This window comes from Metabacillus sp. YM-086 (assembly GCF_048059995.1).
In the GTDB taxonomy this organism is placed as follows: Bacteria; Bacillota; Bacilli; order Bacillales; family Bacillaceae; genus Metabacillus; species Metabacillus litoralis_B.
Window position 1 is genome coordinate 73,430 of the sequence record NZ_JBLUOI010000002.1, and the last position, 15,959, is coordinate 89,388.

Annotated in this window: 19 protein-coding genes; 15 read left to right on the forward strand and 4 right to left on the reverse strand. The window is 33.7% G+C overall.

All coding sequences use genetic code 11. The features are described 5' to 3' along the window. Positions 1 to 113 precede the first annotated feature (113 nt). Complete coding sequence (locus ACEWK1_RS01255; RefSeq protein ID WP_232273531.1) at positions 114 to 233, forward strand: DUF6254 family protein; 120 nt, start codon at positions 114 to 116, stop codon at positions 231 to 233. 27 nt (positions 234 to 260) lie between these two features. On the opposite strand, the gene ACEWK1_RS01260 is transcribed toward ACEWK1_RS01255, so the two are convergent. Further along, positions 261 to 1,598 carry a DUF2254 domain-containing protein gene (locus tag ACEWK1_RS01260; RefSeq protein ID WP_251393761.1) on the reverse strand — a complete coding sequence of 446 codons (1,338 nt, stop codon included), beginning with the start codon at positions 1,596 to 1,598 and terminating at the stop codon, positions 261 to 263. Positions 1,599 to 1,900: 302 nt separating this feature from the next. On the opposite strand from ACEWK1_RS01260, the gene queC reads away from it, so the two are divergent. Genes queC through queF form a run of 4 tightly spaced genes read left to right on the forward strand, consistent with a single transcriptional unit; the run spans position 1,901 to position 4,248 of the window. Then, complete coding sequence (gene queC, locus ACEWK1_RS01265; RefSeq protein WP_212134245.1) at positions 1,901 to 2,563, forward strand: 7-cyano-7-deazaguanine synthase QueC; 663 nt, start codon at positions 1,901 to 1,903, stop codon at positions 2,561 to 2,563. Beyond that, positions 2,560 to 2,997 (forward strand): 6-carboxytetrahydropterin synthase QueD, encoded by a 438-nt coding sequence (queD, locus tag ACEWK1_RS01270; RefSeq protein ID WP_121661129.1) that lies wholly within the window; start codon positions 2,560 to 2,562, stop codon positions 2,995 to 2,997. The genes queC and queD overlap by 4 nt, the downstream gene beginning before the upstream one ends. Before the next feature lie 2 nt (positions 2,998 to 2,999). Beyond that, entirely contained in the window at positions 3,000 to 3,728 is a 729-nt protein-coding gene (gene queE, locus ACEWK1_RS01275) for a 7-carboxy-7-deazaguanine synthase QueE (RefSeq protein ID WP_212134247.1), read from the forward strand. 22 nt (positions 3,729 to 3,750) lie between these two features. Beyond that, positions 3,751 to 4,248: a preQ(1) synthase gene (gene queF, locus ACEWK1_RS01280; protein ID WP_121664916.1), complete on the forward strand. Its 498-nt coding sequence runs from the start codon at positions 3,751 to 3,753 to the stop codon at positions 4,246 to 4,248. Positions 4,249 to 4,388: 140 nt separating this feature from the next. Here the strand turns inward: queF and ACEWK1_RS01285 are convergent, their stop codons facing one another. Together ACEWK1_RS01285 and ACEWK1_RS01290 are read right to left on the reverse strand one after the other, a co-directional pair. Beyond that, a complete protein-coding gene (locus tag ACEWK1_RS01285) occupies positions 4,389 to 4,538 on the reverse strand; it encodes a hypothetical protein (protein ID WP_162987276.1) in 150 nt (49 codons plus the stop codon). A 114-nt stretch (positions 4,539 to 4,652) separates the two neighbouring features. Then, entirely contained in the window at positions 4,653 to 4,811 is a 159-nt protein-coding gene (locus ACEWK1_RS01290; RefSeq protein ID WP_162987277.1) for a hypothetical protein, read from the reverse strand. 111 nt (positions 4,812 to 4,922) lie between these two features. On the opposite strand from ACEWK1_RS01290, the gene ACEWK1_RS01295 reads away from it, so the two are divergent. Further along, complete coding sequence (locus tag ACEWK1_RS01295) at positions 4,923 to 5,108, forward strand: hypothetical protein (protein ID WP_121661131.1); 186 nt, start codon at positions 4,923 to 4,925, stop codon at positions 5,106 to 5,108. Positions 5,109 to 5,154: 46 nt separating this feature from the next. On the opposite strand, the gene ACEWK1_RS01300 is transcribed toward ACEWK1_RS01295, so the two are convergent. Continuing rightward, the gene (locus ACEWK1_RS01300) at positions 5,155 to 5,343 is read right to left on the reverse strand and encodes a YkvS family protein (RefSeq protein WP_098795940.1); all 189 of its coding nucleotides are present in this window, start codon (positions 5,341 to 5,343) and stop codon (positions 5,155 to 5,157) included. A gap of 287 nt (positions 5,344 to 5,630) precedes the next feature. Here ACEWK1_RS01300 and ACEWK1_RS01305 point away from each other — a divergent pair, with 287 nt between their 5' ends. The 9 genes from ACEWK1_RS01305 to ACEWK1_RS01345 all read left to right on the forward strand — a co-directional run bounded on the left by ACEWK1_RS01305 (position 5,631) and on the right by ACEWK1_RS01345 (position 15,931). Then, positions 5,631 to 6,485, forward strand: coding sequence for a patatin-like phospholipase family protein (locus ACEWK1_RS01305; protein ID WP_212134249.1), 855 nt, complete (start codon positions 5,631 to 5,633; stop codon positions 6,483 to 6,485). A gap of 108 nt (positions 6,486 to 6,593) precedes the next feature. Further along, complete coding sequence (locus ACEWK1_RS01310; protein WP_121661133.1) at positions 6,594 to 6,788, forward strand: hypothetical protein; 195 nt, start codon at positions 6,594 to 6,596, stop codon at positions 6,786 to 6,788. 390 nt (positions 6,789 to 7,178) lie between these two features. After that, positions 7,179 to 7,721, forward strand: coding sequence for a cell wall hydrolase (locus tag ACEWK1_RS01315; RefSeq protein WP_232273952.1), 543 nt, complete (start codon positions 7,179 to 7,181; stop codon positions 7,719 to 7,721). A gap of 152 nt (positions 7,722 to 7,873) precedes the next feature. Next, positions 7,874 to 9,382 carry a spore germination protein gene (locus tag ACEWK1_RS01320; RefSeq protein ID WP_232273528.1) on the forward strand — a complete coding sequence of 503 codons (1,509 nt, stop codon included), beginning with the start codon at positions 7,874 to 7,876 and terminating at the stop codon, positions 9,380 to 9,382. Positions 9,383 to 9,400: 18 nt separating this feature from the next. Further along, positions 9,401 to 10,489, forward strand: a complete 1,089-nt coding sequence (locus tag ACEWK1_RS01325) for a GerAB/ArcD/ProY family transporter (RefSeq protein WP_212134251.1) — start codon at positions 9,401 to 9,403, stop codon at positions 10,487 to 10,489. Beyond that, on the forward strand, positions 10,486 to 11,562 hold the full coding sequence (locus tag ACEWK1_RS01330; protein ID WP_212134252.1) for a Ger(x)C family spore germination protein: 1,077 nt from the start codon (positions 10,486 to 10,488) through the stop codon (positions 11,560 to 11,562). The genes ACEWK1_RS01325 and ACEWK1_RS01330 overlap by 4 nt, the downstream gene beginning before the upstream one ends. A gap of 113 nt (positions 11,563 to 11,675) precedes the next feature. Further along, positions 11,676 to 13,001, forward strand: coding sequence for a polysaccharide biosynthesis protein (locus ACEWK1_RS01335; protein WP_121661137.1), 1,326 nt, complete (start codon positions 11,676 to 11,678; stop codon positions 12,999 to 13,001). Positions 13,002 to 13,109: 108 nt separating this feature from the next. Continuing rightward, positions 13,110 to 13,613 (forward strand): TlpA disulfide reductase family protein, encoded by a 504-nt coding sequence (locus tag ACEWK1_RS01340; RefSeq protein WP_212134253.1) that lies wholly within the window; start codon positions 13,110 to 13,112, stop codon positions 13,611 to 13,613. Between the two features lie 386 nt (positions 13,614 to 13,999). Then, complete coding sequence (locus ACEWK1_RS01345; protein WP_232273527.1) at positions 14,000 to 15,931, forward strand: heavy metal translocating P-type ATPase; 1,932 nt, start codon at positions 14,000 to 14,002, stop codon at positions 15,929 to 15,931. Positions 15,932 to 15,959: the final 28 nt, after the last annotated feature.

The following is a 15,959-nucleotide window of genomic DNA, read 5'->3' on the forward strand; positions in this document are numbered from 1 at the left end:
TTCGTCTCTTATACCAAGAAATGACTTCAGATATAAGAATGAAAGCTCTCTTTAAGGTAAAAATATTAAAAGCTTCTAGTTGAGGCTAATATGCTAAAAAAGGGGTTTTTGGTATGACACAATCAAAATCACAAAAAGAACGTCAATGGACGGTTCGAAAACAATCTCAAAATCCTCACGGTAAAGTAAAATCATTTGATCAGCTTTTAGAAGAAGCAGGTAAAAAAGAATAGAAAAAGAAAGGTGGGTGAATATTCACCTCACCTTTCTTTGAGAAGTAACTCTTGTATTTTTTTTTGTTTATTACATTCTTTTGCTATTGATTTTAATAGCTTATTTAAAAAATCCCGATCTTTCGACAACCATTTTACTTCGTTTAATCCTTCCAATATATAAAAGGAAAAATCCCAAACAGAGTTTCTAATAAATTGTGAATTTCCTTGTGCAATAAATGCCAGGGCTTTTAAAACTGAAGCCATAACTGAAACATCCTCTCTAGCATAATAACGAATTTGATAAAAGCATTCATATAAATAATCATCAAAAGATGGCTTTTCAAAAATCAATCGTAATTGGTGATGTTCATCATAATGAAAAGGTGTAGCTAAATGTTTTTTACCTAATAAGGACAATATTTTTGCTAAGTGATTGATACTATTTATCGCTGTATAAGGATCGTTGATTCCTGGAGAAACAGCTCTTAGTGCAATTTCAACTAATTTTTGTAAACCAAAATGAACATCCTGAACAGGCTCTTGATCGGATGAAATCGTAATAAAAGTTAAAAACATTTTTGATTTTGAGGTATCTTTAAGTCCCCAGATTGAAAAAAGAACGGTATCTTCATCAACATACTTACCAAGATCTTGTTCAAGTTTTATGATCAAATCATCTTTTGATGCTTGAGAAATAATTTTTTCAAGTTCAATATACTCAATATATCCCGAACGGTTGCTGTAAAGGGAGTAAGGCTTGACTGTTTGAATTTCATCATACTCCCAATTCTCCCATGGAGGGTCTTCCCTGAAATCCTGCTCATCAATAAAATGCTTATGAATTGACGTAATTGTTTTTTTCGTGATATTAAAAATTAAGTTACTTACTTTTATCCATGTTGTAACATGATGAATAAAAAAGACAAACATTCCCAAGCAAATGATTGACACGAATATAGCTAGAGTTGGAACAATAAAAAGTGTGCTGTTATCATTTTTTCGTACTAACAATAATAAAATAATCGTATAGATAAAACCTCCAATAAAAATTCCGAGTACACGCTGGGTATGATGATCAGTAATAAAATTTTGTAATGTTCTGGGAGAAAATTGTGATAAATAGGTTGTTAAAACAACAAGAATTGATGAAAACGTAATCGTTGTCATTGTTAGTAAAGAAGTTGCTAAAGAACTTAAGATTGTTTGAGCAAGGTTCATATCGGATAGAAATAGCTCTGGAATTTTTGTGTGAAAGGGTTGATTCATCAGGTAGCGGTCTAAAAACATGCTCAAGACGGCCAAGATAAAAGCAAAAACTCCATATACTGTTGGCAAATACCAAAAGCTTGATCGAATTCGAATGATGAGTTGTTTTAGCGACAAAGGAAAGCCTCCAATCAATAATTCCATTGCAAATTCAATTTATTCATGATATATTTTCTTAGTTGAAAATTTAAGAGCAATCCGATTTTACATGTAAAGATAAAATCGGGAGAGGTTCTAGCACAACCCTCTATAAAAAACTATGATATCTTTGATATAAAGTTTTATATAGAACAATGCTGGACACCTCGAATTTATATTCGAAGGTGTTTTTTGTTTATCATCTTACAACTAACGAACATATAGATTTTTAAAGTTTGTGTTATTTACCAATTGTTATTCATGGGAAAGGAACGGTCTTAATGAAAAATGAAAAAGCAGTTGTTGTTTTCAGTGGTGGACAAGATAGTACAACATGCTTATTTTGGGCGCTAAAGCAATTTAAGGAAGTCGTGGCTGTAACGTTTAATTATAATCAACGCCACAGCTTAGAAATTGACGTTGCAAAATCTATTGCTGAGGAACTTAATGTTAAGCATCATATTTTAGATATGGATTTATTAAATCAGCTTGCACCTAATGCGTTAACAAGAGCGGATATTGAAATTGAACAAAAAGATGGTGAGCTTCCATCTACTTTTGTACCAGGTCGTAATCTACTATTTTTATCGTTTGCAACGATTTTGGCAAATCAAATAGGAGCAAAACATATTGTAACAGGCGTGTGTGAAACTGATTTTAGCGGTTACCCAGATTGTCGAGATGCATTTGTTAAATCATGTAATGTAACATTAAACTTAGCCATGGATAAGCCATTTGTTATCCATACACCGCTAATGTGGATTAATAAAGCGGAAACTTGGAAGTTGGCTGACGAGCTTGGCGCATTAGATTTTGTGCGAGAAAAAACATTAACATGCTATAACGGTGTGATAGCAGAAGGCTGTGGTGAGTGTCCAGCTTGTGAGTTAAGAAGAAAGGGACTTGAGGAATATCTAGTTGAAAAAGGAGTGAGTGTTAAATGATTCAGCAGATCTATCCGCAGGTTCAGCATTCTTATCAATTTGAGTTAAACAAAGATATGCATATAGCAGCAGCACATTATATCCCTCATGAAGATGCTGGGAAATGTCAGAAGGTACATGGACACACCTATTTTGTCAATATTACAATTGCTGGTGATGAACTTGATGAATCAGGTTTCCTTGTAAATTTTGCCTCATTAAAGAAACTGATTCATAACCGCTTTGATCATTCGCTCTTAAACGATCATACTGATCTTTTTTCAGAGGAAGATCCTAACTACTTCCCAACAACAGAAGGAGTAGCCAGAGCCATTTATCAAGTAATTCAAAATGAGCTTGATACAAAAGCGAATCAACCACAATGTGTTCAAGTTTTTGTAAGAGAAACACCTACAAGTTATGTTGTGTTCCGTCCCAAGCGCAAGGAGGGATAAGAATGAAGAAAATTCCTGTATTAGAAATTTTTGGCCCTACCATACAAGGTGAGGGGATGGTCATAGGTCAAAAAACAATGTTTGTTCGAACAGCTGGGTGTGATTATTCATGTAGTTGGTGTGATTCAGCTTTTTCATGGGATGGATCAGCTAAAGATGATATTAGACAAATGACAGCTGCTGATATTTGGACGGAACTAGTTGAATTAGGCCAAGACCGGTTTTCACATGTGACGATATCAGGAGGAAATCCAGCATTGCTTGGAAATCTTCAAGAGCTTATCTCTTTATTGAAGGAAAAAGGGATAAAAATAGCTATTGAAACTCAAGGTAGCAAATACCAAGAGTGGCTGAAGGATATTGATGATTTAACCATATCTCCAAAGCCACCTAGCTCAGGAATGAAAACAGACTTTGAAAAACTAGACTTTATTATTACTGAATTAGATAGATTAAAAAGATCTCAATTTATTAGTTTAAAAGTTGTTATTTTTAATAAGGAAGACATTCAGTATGCTAAAAATGTTCATCTTCGCTACCCAGACCTTCCATTTTATCTTCAAGTAGGAAATGATGATGTGCTAGGAGGAAACACGGAAAAGCTTGTGCAGAACCTTTTAGGAAAATATGAGTGGCTAATTGACCAAGTGATAGAGGATAAAGAGCTAAATTCTGTGCGAGTGTTGCCACAACTTCATACACTGGTCTGGGGAAATAAACGAGGTGTTTAATGTTGAAAGAGAGGGAATTATTATGGCTGGAAGAAAAAGCGATGAATTAAATGATGTTACGTTACTAGGGAATCAAGGAGTAAACTATTTGTTTGAATATTCACCACAAATTTTAGAAACTTTTGATAATAAACATCCGAATCGTGATTACTTTGTAAAGTTTAATTGTCCGGAGTTTACTTCATTATGTCCGATTACAAATCAACCTGATTTTGCCACAATATATATTAGCTATATTCCTGATATTAAAATGGTGGAAAGCAAATCTTTAAAATTATATTTATTTAGCTTTAGAAACCATGGTGACTTTCACGAAGATTGTATGAATATTATTATGAATGATTTAATTGAGTTAATGGATCCACGATATATCGAAGTATGGGGTAAGTTTACACCACGTGGTGGGATTTCAATTGATCCTTATACGAATTATGGTAAGCCTGGCACAAAGTATGAGAAAATGGCTGAGTACCGCATGATGAATCATGATTTATATCCAGAAACAGTTGATAATCGATAGAATTTTGTTTGAATAGGTGTGTCCTGTGGACATGCCTTTTTTCATTATTTATGTAATAAAGCACTGACTTGAATAAAAGAGGAGAAGTGTAATGGTCATGAGGAGGAAATGGCTATAATACAGAGGGTTTGTTTCATTATTTAGATTATGTTATACATACCGATAAATTCAATAGTTAACTCTTTTCCAAGGACTTCTGTAAGTAATTTAAGTTCTGCCATTGCTTCTAAAATATGGTTTGCATTAATGATTAGTTCTTTTGAGTCGATGGCGAATACAAATTTCTTCATTTTATGGTCCCCTTTAACTTTTTTTCATTATGATATGTTAGAAAATCTTACAGTGCTAGAGATATGTAAGAGAATCTGACAATGTTTTCATTATAAGAAACAGCGCATAGAGCGCTATTTCTTATTTTCATCTTTGCCTATGTTCTTAACAGCTTCAGTTATGGCATTAGACACTTGATCAACTGTTTCCATCATTCCACCGTGAAGCTGACCATCGGCTCCAAGCTCATTCTTTTTCTTTTCTGAATCAATTGGATTAGAAATTCTCGCCATATTAACACCTCCTATTTCTTATGATGTGTTTAGAATGTGTATTTAATCTAAATAATTTCCATAATAGTGAAATAAAATAGAACTAAGGTGAATGGAAGGAGGTTTTCGGTTATGAAATTTGATGAAGCGGCGAAGCTCCGAAAAGAATGGATGGATAAAGGTGAACCAGCTTGTCTACATCCTGAACTTGAGCAACGGTACCTAGGACAGTATGCAGGTGATTATGCATGTACCGTTTGTGGTGAAACATTTATATCACCGCCGCTTAAAGTTCAAAGTAGTGAAGATAAAAAATAAAAGGTAAAGCGCGAAGAAATCGGTTTCTTCGCGCTTTACCTTTTAATTAAGAAAAAGAGTCTTTAATGATTTTATAGTTTTTATGATTTACAACTGTACGTCTATCAAGATCTAAGTCTTTAAAATTTTCCATATATGTTAAATCAACAATGACGGAATTTTCATTTACCTTTTCAACAACACCTGTTAAACCATCTCTGAATTCTATGATACTACCTACTTTAGCGATCTTCATTGCCTCGCTCCTTTACATATTCTTCTATGATTAGTTTATTTACTAATCTTTCTCGTATACGCTTACGCCTTGAGCTTAGGCGCAATTTAAATTTAAAAATATTCTCTATTAGAATTATTTAACACTATTTTTGTTAGTAAGTAAAGCCTTTCTACTAAATTCGTTAAATAATTTACAGAACATGGAAGTGTTTTTTGGTGAAATGCAAAATAAAATGCTAAGTTAATGATGGAAAAGGAAGATTCATGGTATATTAGTAAAATAATTTTTGTAATAGGGAGGTTTTTATGGTAGATACAGGTCTTGTATTAGAAGGTGGCGGTATGCGCGGAATTTATACTGCGGGAGTATTAGAGTATTTTATGGAAAAAAATTTATATTTTCCATATGTTATTGGTGTATCTGCTGGAGCGTGTTTTGGTGCCTCTTATCTTTCTAGGCAAAAAGGAAGAAATCGACAAGTTAACATTGATTTGGTTTCACACCCAAAATATCTTTCTTTCAGAAATTTAGTGAAGCAGCGACAATTATTTGGAATGGATTTTCTGTTTGATGAAATTCCAAATAAGCTTGTTCCTTTTGATTTTGAGACCTTTTATAACAGCCCAGAAGAATTTGTCGTTACGACAACAGATTGTCATACAGGTCAGCCTGTTTATTTTAGTAAAGAAGAATATGGTAAAGATTTATTGAAAGTTATACGTGCTTCAAGCTCATTACCTTTTATTGCTCCAGTTGTAGAATATAAAGGTAAACATTTGTTAGATGGAGGAATTGTGGATTCAGTTCCAATCAAACAAGCTGAAAAAGATGGTTTAAAAAAGAACGTAGTCATTCTTACAAGGGATCATACTTATACTAAGAAGAAAAAATCCAACATTAAGTGGTTATTATCGAAAGTTTATGGACATTATCCAGAGTTGGTAGAGTCTGTTTTATCAAGATATAACATGTATAATCAGACAATAGATCACATAAAAGAAGAAGAGAAGAAAGGGAATATTTTTGTCATTCAACCAAGTTCAAAAGTGAAAGTTGGAAGAATTGAAAGAAATCAAACAAAACTTGAGGATTTATATACACTTGGCTTTGATGATGCAAGAAGAAACTATGATAAATTGCAAAAATGGATGGAGAGTTAAAAGAAGCTATTGCTTAATTTTCAATAGATCTTTAAAGTCAATTGATTTAAAATGAATGTTGAAATTGACATTAAATGCAACTAAAAAATATGAATTGAGGAAAAAGCGATGGATGGACAAACTGTTACTGAAATACTAGATCAATTAAGAGACGGAGAATTAAACGAATACCATGTCACAAAAGAACAATTCCTTATATTTCGTGAGGTTCTTGTGAACCGTGAAGATTTTAAACATTTTCGAGGAATTGCTAAACAAGGTGGAAGTGTAATATATCGCTACTTAAAAGAGCCAAGAAGTTAGACGATCTAATTTCTCGGCTCTTTTTATTTTTGTTTAATAAAAATAAGTAAATTACACTATTTTTATAATAAAAAATACATTGATTAAAGAGTGTTAACAGAACTCTATCCTAAAGGTACATACGATACTATAAATAAACGATTCTTTTTGCTTACTTTCTACTAAGAAGTTTGGTAGTTGAACGATTTTATGTCCGTACCGCTGCACAAAACATTTCCCATTGCTACCAGATATTGAGGGGTGTATTAGAGGGAGGATCCTGTTAGTCTTGTGTATGTGGCCAGGCAAGCTTGGTTAATACATGACGAACCTTCAGGAGGTTACGAATCTATGAAAAAGGCAATTTTAAAACTTGTTGCTGTTTCAACATTAGCTTTTTCGCTTATCGCGATGACTGCTCCACAATCTAAAGCTAGTGCTGCAACAACACATCAAGTGCAATCAGGAGATACGTTCTGGATCATTGGTAAAAAGTATGGAGTTCCTGTTAAAACTTTAATGTCAACAAATAAAAAATCTTCTCATTTATTATTTATCGGTGAAAAACTTGTTATACCTCAAACAATCACAGCAGCAGAAATGGATTTATTAGCACGTCTTGTAAATGCGGAAGCAAAAGGTGAACCTTATGCTGGTAAGGTTGCTGTTGCATCGGTTGTACTAAACCGTGTTGATAGTTCGTTATTCCCAAATTCGATTTCAAGTGTTATTTATCAGAAAGATCAAGGTTATTATGCTTTTACTCCTGTTCAAAATGGAGCAATTAATTCACCTGCTGATGCATCAGCAAAGGCAGCAGTAAAAGAAGCTTTAGCTTTCCGAGGAATGGGAAAAGGCTCATTATATTTCTATAACCCTAAAACAGCAAAAAGCACTTGGATTACATCACGTCAAGTAACAGTGAATATTGGTAATCACCGATTTGCAAAATAATGAAATCCTTAGTACATCACAATTGTGATGTGCTTTTTTTGCATTATAAGATGTATTTCCTTGATTAAAATGAATATTCTAATTTTTTTTGATATCACACCTATATATAGTAAGAATATTATCTCTAAAATTTGGCAACATAAGAAAAAAGAATGTCTATGAAAGCGTGTGGAACGATGAATAAAATGACGTATGAAGGTGGCAGAGAAAAGCTATCGTTAGTACAGGTATTAGCAAGGTTCAGAACTTCCTCTGATTTTATTCAATATGAAGCCGAGACTTCTCATGTTAAGTACTGGGTATCTTACTTAAGAACAATGGTTGATATGCAGACTCTTCAAAAAAGCATTATGCCTTTTTTAAAGAGTGGGGATTGGAAAACACTGGATGATTTACAAAATGGAATACCAATCGAAAATATTATTATCACGATCGATACAGATGTGATTAAGGAAAAGCTATTAGACGGATACATTCTTATTTGCTTAACAGAATATGGATTGCCTGGCTTATTAATTAAAGCAACAATAAATAAAGCGCGTGATGTTTCTCTACCAGAAGTTGAGTTTAGTGTAGTAGGTCCTAAAGAAGCGTTTGTAGAATCAATTGAATCTAATATTAATTTAATCCGAAAACGAATTCCTGATGAAAAACTACGTATTTTTGAAATAAAGGTCGGTAAGCTTTCAAAAACAAAGGTAGCAATATTATATATAGAGGGAATTGCGAATGAAGAGAATGTTAACACGGTTAAACAAAGAATTAAAGACATTAAATTCGATCAAATTAGTGACAGCTCCTTTATTACACAAATGATTTCTGATAATCAAAATTCTCCTTTTCCACAGCTATTGGATACGGAACGCCCTGACAGGGTATCATCCATTTTAGCGGAAGGAAAGGTTGGGGTTATTGTTGATGGTTCTCCACATGTATTAATTGGACCCACAACGTTAGTGGAGTTTTTTTCAGCATTTGATGACTATTTTTATAATTGGTTAAACGCATCTTTTTTTAGACTGATTCGGTTGTTTGCTGTAGCATTTTCTATTTTAGTAACACCTATTTATGTTGCTACTTTAACTTACCATTATGAATTAATACCAGGTGATTTATTAAATACTCTCATTTCATCGAGAAGGGTAGTACCATTGCCACCTATACTAGAGGCATTGTTTTTAGAGTTAACGATTGAGCTTTTACGTGAAGCAGGGGCACGCCTTCCTACAAAAGTTGGACAAACAATAGGTATTGTTGGAGGGATTGTTATTGGAACTGCTTCTGTAGAAGCAGGTCTAACAAGTAACATATTACTGATTATTGTTGCATTATCTGCACTTGCATCTTTTACAACACCTATTTATGCAATGGGTAACACGATCCGAATGCTCCGCTTTCCATTTTTATTATTAGCAGAATGGTTAGGGCTGCTGGGGTTAATGCTTTGTTTTTGTTTTCTTATGACACATTTATTAAGATTAACCTCCTTAGGGAGACCTTTTTTAGAGCCAATCTATCCTCCTAGAACAAAAGATATGAAAGATGCTTTAATTAGACTTCCATTTTCCTTATTGTCTAAGAGACCGTCACAATTGCGAACGAATAACCCAATTAGATTTCCTTCTAAAAAGGCAAAAATGAATAAAGACATAGATGAATGAGTGAGGTGAGTGGACAAAATGAAAGTAGCAGATCGTTTTCAAGTATCACATTTTTTGGTGTTCTATTTGATCCACTCACTTCAATTTGGTGTAGGTGTATTAGGATTTCAAAGAATTGTAGCTGAAAAATCGGGAAGAGATGCTTGGATTGCAGTTATTATATCGGGTATTCTTGTACATATTTCAGTATGGATGATTTTTCGTATTTTGAAAGATTTTGAAGGCAACATTATTGATGTACATAAAGAGCTTTTTGGGAAATGGATCGGTGGACTTTTCAGTACTATTTTCGGTTTGTATTTTTGCTTGCTTGCTATTACTGTTTTAAGGACTTATATAGAAATAATTGAAGTTTGGATGTTCCCCGATTTAAATATTTGGATATTTTCACTTATCTTCTTATTATTAGTCTACTATGTCATTAGTGGTGGTTTCAGAATTGTGACGGGGATCTGTTTTTTTGGGGTCGTATTGCCTAGTTATTTATTATTCACCTTTTTATTTCCTGTGGAGTTCTCTGATTTATCTAATCTTGCCCCACCACTTAATCATTCTTTTAAAGACATGGCCGCTTCTACAAAAAGTATGTCATTAACCATCTTAGGCTTTGAGGCGTTATTAGTCTATTATCCGTTTATTAAACGGCCTGAAAAGTCAAAAAAATGGGCACATCTCGGAGTTGCATATAGTACACTACTCTTTACGCTAATGATGATGGTTTCACTGGCTTATTTTAGTGAAGAACAATTACAAAAAAACGTGTGGGCAACGTTAACGATCTGGAAGATTGTTGAAATGCCTTTTGTAGAGCGGTTTGAATACATAGGAATTGCCAATTGGTGTTTAATCATACTCCCTAATGTTTGCTTAACATTTTGGTGTGCAAGCAGGTGCTTAAAGGATACATATAAATTTAACCAAAGAAAATTGCTTGTGCTTGTTTTACTTCTGTCATATTTTATTGTTTCTATGATGGAAACAAGGGATCAAATTAACTTTTTAAATGACTTTGTTGCACAGACAGGTTTTTATATGATGTTTGGGTATATTCCGGTTCTTTTCTTTCTCACTATATTGATAAAAAAAATAAAGGGGAGAAAAGCGTGAAGTGTAGAGACTTACTCATATTTTTACTGATGATTATGATTGTAACAGGATGTGTGGAAAAGGAGATCATTGATGATGTAAACCTGATTACAGCACTTGGAGTTGATCTTGTTGATGATCAAAAAATAAAAGGATCGGCAAATATTGATACATACATTAAAGATCAGCCAGTTACAGATCGTGTTATTGTCGAAGAATCTAAATTAGCTCGTGAGCTAGTATCAAATATGCAAAAACAATCACCAGATCCCCTTGTTTTAGGTAAGTTACAAATTGTGTTATTTGGTGAGAGTTTAGCAAAACAAGGGCTTACCGAGATGGTTGATACCCTTCAGCGCGATGCTTCTATTGGTGAGCGATTATTGCTAGTGATTACCAGAGGTGAAGCCAACGCCATTTTAGAATCTGATTTTGCAACTCTAGGTGCCGCAAAGTATTTAACAAACTTGGTCTTACAAAATAAACTGAATAGAGATCTACCACGAACGAATTTACATTTGTTTCTTTATCAACATTATTCAAAGGGACAAGATCCTTTTCTTCCAATTATAAAAAAAAATGAGGAGTCAGGTAGTGTTGAAATTGATGGGTTAGCCCTTATGGATGAAAGGAAAATGGTTGGAGAAATTTCGAATGAAAAGTTGTTATTTTTTAAGGTACTAGCAGATCAGTACACAAAAGGAACTTATACAGTTGAAATGCCAGCTACAGGTGAATCAGTTGGCGTTAAAAGCATTGCCTCATCACGTGAGCTAAAGGTGGTTTCAACAAATCCTATTAAGTTGAAAATTAAGGTTCATATCGAAGGATTTATAAATGAGTATACTGGAAAGAAAATTACACCTGAGGTAACAGGAGAAGTTGAGAAAGCCTTTAAAGAAATCGTAGAAAAAGAATCGTTAGCTCTAATTGAAAAATTCAAAGAGCTAAAAATAGATCCAATTGGAATAGGTGATGACCTACGCTCACAGTCTCGTACATTTCTGATTGATGAGTGGCGAGACAGAATACCAGAGTTAGAGGTGGACTTACAGGCGGATGTTGTGATCACCGAGTCAGGTGTTATTGATTAGGCTTATAAATTTTGTGAATTTAAACGGAAAATAAAAGATGCTTGTTTTATTTAAAGGTCTTGTCTCATATCGTTTACTAATGGACTAGTCTAAAGATAAGGGGACAAGACATCATGAACACTTTTGTAAAAGGAACATTAATGCTTGTTATAGCAGCCTTTTTTGGTGAATGTTTAGAGTTTTTTATTAATATGATTTTGGCTCGTGAGTTAGGGGAAGAGGGTATGGGCTTATATATGTCCATTTTACCGATTATCTTTTTTATTGTTATTATTGCCAGTTTAGAGCTACCGATTTCTATTTCAAAATTTGTTGCTGAAAAGCAACGCGAAACACATTACTATATGTTAAAACATACTCTTTTGCTGACGATTATTTTTACATGTTTATTTGTTGCAGCTGCTGTACTAACCTTTCCGCACTTACCATTTTTAAATACCTACCATCCATATGTTAAGTGGTTGTTCGTCATTCTCATACCTGTTGTTTCATTTACATCGATTGCAAGAGGTTATTTTATGGGAGTACAACACATGGGGAAGATTGCATTTTCAAATTTTCTGAAAAAACTAGTCCAACTTGGTATTCTTTATTGGGTCTATCAATCCTTTCAGTTTCAAATTGAGCTAGCACTGTTGATTGCTTTAGCTACATTAATTGGAAGTGAACTACTTGTGAGTGCATATTTAATCGCTGTCTATTTTATGGAATACCAAGTACTTAGCAAGGAAAATCATAAATTCATACGCGGAGATAAAGTGAGGAAGGCTCTTTTTTCCGTTTCTTTTCCAACTACAGGTTTGAGGCTTTTTCATTCTTTTACACATGCTATTCAACCATTCTTAGTAAAGGGTGCTTTAGTAGCTGCTGGCTTTTCAAGTGTCATGGCCAATGAACATTATGGAATGTTAGCTGGTGTGGCTATGTCAATTGGATTTTTTCCAGCTTTTATTGGACATTCTTTAATGGTCATGCTGATCCCGAATGTATCAGAAGCCTATGCAAATAACGATAATAACAAGTTAGTACGATTATTGCAGCAGTCAATGGTCATTACATTACTTTATGGATCTATTTCCGTTTTTGTCATGTATATGTTTGCAGAACCACTTTCCCGCTTATTTTTTGATTCTTCAACTGCAGCTTTTTATTTAAAACTATTATGGCCGTACTTTCTTTTCCATTTTTTCATCATTCCTATGCAAGCCTATCTGATTGGTTTGGGGCTCGTCAAGGATGCCCTTTTTCATACTGTATGGTCCCATATCATATCGTTTGGGATGATGTATGTATTAGGTTCTATGGAAGTCCTGCAAATGAAAGGAATTATTTTGGGGATGAACATGGGAGCTGTGCTACTTATGCTCATGCATTACGTAACAATCTGCAATAAGCTTGAAGTAAGTGTGTATTTTATGAAAAAAAGATATACGTATTAATTGGAGGTGAAATATGAGTAAAGGATCAAAAAATAAAATCCTTTATTCATATTTTTTTGTTTTATGGTAAAAGTAAGCAGAGGATAATATCTTCATGAGGGTGATTTAATGAATAAATATAGCCTGTTTCTCAAGATACTACTCATCATTTTTATTATTTTTCCTGTTTATTCCGATAGCTCGCTCGCTCTTGAAAAAGGAGAAAAAGCAATTGATTTTACATTAAAAACAACAGAAGATGAGAAATTAAATTTGGGAAATTTGAAAGGAAATGTTTTGGTTCTTACTTTTTGGACTACATGGTGTTCTTATTGTCAGGAAGAAATGGCAGAATTAAAGAAGTTTTACAAAGAAAAAAAATTGGAGGGCATTGAGATAATTGGGGTTAATATTACATCTGCAGAAAACAGTCAAAAAGAAGTGATCCAATTTGTTCAGCAATCAAAATTACCTTTTCCAGTAGTTTTGGATGTAAATGGAGAGGTTTCAAAACGTTATCAAGTCATTGGCATTCCTACGAGTTATATTATAGATGAAAATGGAATGATTAGAGAAAAAGTATTAGGACCAATAACTGCCGAAATGTTACATCAGGCATTATTAGATCTTTAAACTACTTTAAATTAACTTGATAAATTTACAACTTTTAAATGTTTTGCTTATAGTTGTTTTTCTCACAGAATAATGAAAATTTAATATGATTTAGTTACGGGAGTACAGTTAGTGACAAGGATACTTGCATGATCTGTACTTTCTTTTTTTCGTGGGTAGCACCTTATTTAGAGGGTATTGTTATGAATTAACTTATTGAGAATACTTATTATTAATAATAATTATCATTTAATAATTATAATAATTATCACTTGAAAATAAAATATTGTTTGTTATAATCATATTATACTTAATTAATCACGTTTTGTTTGAATAGACCTAGGGAAATTTATAAAAATAAAGACTTTGATTATGAATGTTATTCTCAATTAGAGAGGCGGATGATGATGGAGACAAACACGGTAACTGGAATAAAACATCAAGCAAACACGAAAAATGAAAATCAGTTTCTCAAAAAATGGATGGAACATATAGAGCTTATTAATGCAATCATTTCTGGTATTTTAATAGGTTTTGGATGGTTTTATAACAATCAGGGAAATGAAACAATCGCTATTCCACTTTTTATTTTGGCTTTTATTATAGGTGGATTTGCAAAAGCAAAGGAAGGGATAGAGGAAACAATAGCAGAGAAAAACTTGAATGTTGAGCTGCTAATGATCTTTGCAGCAGTTGGTTCTGCTATTATAGGTTATTGGACAGAAGGTGCCATCCTTATTTTTATTTTTGCTTTAAGTGGTGCATTGGAGACCTATACGATGAATAAAAGCCAACGGGAAATTTCCGCATTGATGAGTTTGCAGCCTGAAGAGGCAGTGCTGTTAGTTGACGGAAGGGAAAGTCGAGTCCATGTATCTTCTTTAGATATTGGTGATACGATTTTAGTTAAACCTGGGGAAAGAATTGCAACAGATGGTTTTATTTTGTCTGGTAAAACAAATATAGATCAATCAGCTATTACAGGAGAGTCTATGCCTGTTGAAAAAGGTATAAATGATGAAGTATATGCTGGTACAGTTAATGGAAATGGGTCCATTACTGTATCTGTTTCGAAAAAAAGTACAGAAACAATGTTTCAAAAAATATTAGATCTAGTTCAATCTGCACAATCGGAAAAATCACCTTCACAACAATTTATTGAACGTTTTGAAGGCACATATGTAAAAGGAGTTTTACTATTAGTTGCTGCGATGATGGTATTACCACACTTTTTATTAGGGTGGACATGGAACGAAACAATATATCGAGCACTTGTCTTGATGGTGGTGGCATCACCTTGTGCTTTAGTTGCATCGATTATGCCGGCAACATTATCAGCTATTTCAAACGGGGCAAGAAATGGTCTTTTATTTAAAGGCGGTATGCATTTAGAGAGTTTAAGTAGAACAAATGTTGTTGTATTTGATAAAACAGGAACCTTAACAAAAGGCGAGCCAGCTGTTACAAATCTGATTACGTCTGAAAATGTGAATCTTGAAGAATTCTACGAAGCAGTTCACTCGATTGAAAATCAATCAACACATCCACTTGCAAAAGCTATTGTTTCCAAACTTCACAAAGATTACCCAAATCACTCGGCAAAAATGATTTCAGTGGATGAAAAGTCTGGATTTGGTGTAAGTGCAGTTATCAATGGAGTGAATTGGAAAATCGGTAAGTCGGAATTTGTTGGACGAAGTATAGCTGAGGCATATCATGGTGGAATAAGTGAGCAACTTGCTAAAGAGGGAAAAACGATTGTATATGTTCTTCGTAATGATGAAATGGTTGGGCTAATTGCATTAAAGGATGTTGTAAGACAAGAGGCAAAGGCTGCAATTGAAACATTACAGCGAAATGGAATTAAGACAGTTATGTTAACTGGTGATAGCCTTTCAACCGCAGAAGCAATCGCAAACGAATTAAGCGTGGATTTATTTAAGGCTGAATGTTTGCCTGAAGACAAGGTGAAAGAAATTAAAGCGTTAAAAGAGAAATACGGAACAGTAACAATGATTGGGGACGGCATTAATGATGCTCCAGCACTTGCCATTTCTGATGTTGGAATTGCAATGGGAGAAGGTACTGATGTTGCACTGGAAACAGCAGATATTGTTTTGATGAAAAATGAACTTTCAAAGCTTACAAATGCGTTGGAATTGTCCAAAAAGATGAATAAAATTGTCAAACAAAATATTGTATTTTCAATGTCTGTTATTGCGCTATTAATTTGTTCCAACTTCCTCCAAGTGCTTGATTTACCACTAGGTGTTATTGGACACGAAGGAAGTACCATTTTGGTTATTTTGAATGGATTACGATTATTAAGAGGGATATAGAAAGAGCAAAGAGGGTGATTTCATACAC

Coding starts and splice junctions, on each gene's coding strand:
- ACEWK1_RS01255 (WP_232273531.1), top strand. CDS start 114: ATGACACAATCAAAATCACAAAAAGAACGTCAATGGACGGTTCGAAAA.
- queC (WP_212134245.1), top strand. CDS start 1,901: ATGAAAAATGAAAAAGCAGTTGTTGTTTTCAGTGGTGGACAAGATAGT.
- queD (WP_121661129.1), top strand. CDS start 2,560: ATGATTCAGCAGATCTATCCGCAGGTTCAGCATTCTTATCAATTTGAG.
- queE (WP_212134247.1), top strand. CDS start 3,000: ATGAAGAAAATTCCTGTATTAGAAATTTTTGGCCCTACCATACAAGGT.
- queF (WP_121664916.1), top strand. CDS start 3,751: ATGGCTGGAAGAAAAAGCGATGAATTAAATGATGTTACGTTACTAGGG.
- ACEWK1_RS01285 (WP_162987276.1), bottom strand. CDS start 4,538: ATGAAGAAATTTGTATTCGCCATCGACTCAAAAGAACTAATCATTAAT.
- ACEWK1_RS01290 (WP_162987277.1), bottom strand. CDS start 4,811: ATGGCGAGAATTTCTAATCCAATTGATTCAGAAAAGAAAAAGAATGAG.
- ACEWK1_RS01295 (WP_121661131.1), top strand. CDS start 4,923: ATGAAATTTGATGAAGCGGCGAAGCTCCGAAAAGAATGGATGGATAAA.
- ACEWK1_RS01300 (WP_098795940.1), bottom strand. CDS start 5,343: ATGAAGATCGCTAAAGTAGGTAGTATCATAGAATTCAGAGATGGTTTA.
- ACEWK1_RS01305 (WP_212134249.1), top strand. CDS start 5,631: ATGGTAGATACAGGTCTTGTATTAGAAGGTGGCGGTATGCGCGGAATT.
- ACEWK1_RS01310 (WP_121661133.1), top strand. CDS start 6,594: ATGGATGGACAAACTGTTACTGAAATACTAGATCAATTAAGAGACGGA.
- ACEWK1_RS01315 (WP_232273952.1), top strand. CDS start 7,179: ATGACTGCTCCACAATCTAAAGCTAGTGCTGCAACAACACATCAAGTG.
- ACEWK1_RS01320 (WP_232273528.1), top strand. CDS start 7,874: ATGTCTATGAAAGCGTGTGGAACGATGAATAAAATGACGTATGAAGGT.
- ACEWK1_RS01325 (WP_212134251.1), top strand. CDS start 9,401: ATGAAAGTAGCAGATCGTTTTCAAGTATCACATTTTTTGGTGTTCTAT.
- ACEWK1_RS01335 (WP_121661137.1), top strand. CDS start 11,676: ATGAACACTTTTGTAAAAGGAACATTAATGCTTGTTATAGCAGCCTTT.
- ACEWK1_RS01340 (WP_212134253.1), top strand. CDS start 13,110: ATGAATAAATATAGCCTGTTTCTCAAGATACTACTCATCATTTTTATT.
- ACEWK1_RS01345 (WP_232273527.1), top strand. CDS start 14,000: ATGGAGACAAACACGGTAACTGGAATAAAACATCAAGCAAACACGAAA.